Genomic DNA, 580 nt, shown 5'->3' on the forward strand with positions numbered 1-580 from the left:
GCTTTTTTTAAAAAAGCGCTTCCGCATTTAAAATTAATAATTTCAAATAGAGTTAGAAGTTGGGATAAGTTAAAATCAGGCCTAACTAAGAAACACTCATCTATCTGCGATGATCATTATCTGATATAACTTGAGATAAATCCGAAAGATAGCATACGTATTTAAACAAACAAAAGTTTATTAATATACTACTTTGTACTCATTGTTTTTGAGACGCCGTTTTAATTCCGCCTTATGTGATAAAGTACCTAAAATTAATTATTTGAGATTTATATGATGTCTAATACACTATCTGATGACAAATATATGGTTAACAGCCTACGTAATGGGCTTCTATTGATGGAGTTATTTAACAAAAGTAATAGTGTTGAGATGTCATTATCAGAAATAGCGACACATTTAGAGATCAATAGATCTAGTGCTTATAGATTATTGTTCACATTAGAGAAGATGGGATATGTCAAGAAAGATAGCAATAAAAACTATATGTTAGATATTAAGGTTGTTGATTTATCTCATTCCTATCTACAGTCTATTTCGTTTAAACAAGAGGCCTATGAGATAATGGAGCGGTTAAGAG

Annotated in this window: 1 protein-coding gene; it reads left to right on the forward strand. The window is 30.2% G+C overall.

The window, feature by feature from the left end; genetic code table 11:
* Positions 1-273: 273 nt before the first annotated feature.
* Positions 274-580: helix-turn-helix domain-containing protein (locus BTV99_RS12585; protein WP_143507174.1), on the forward strand; the 307-nt coding region annotated here is incomplete at its 3' end.

Origin of the sequence: Psychrobacter sp. Rd 27.2 (genome assembly GCF_001921755.1) — a bacterium.
Classification (GTDB): Bacteria; Pseudomonadota; Gammaproteobacteria; order Pseudomonadales; family Moraxellaceae; genus Psychrobacter; species Psychrobacter celer.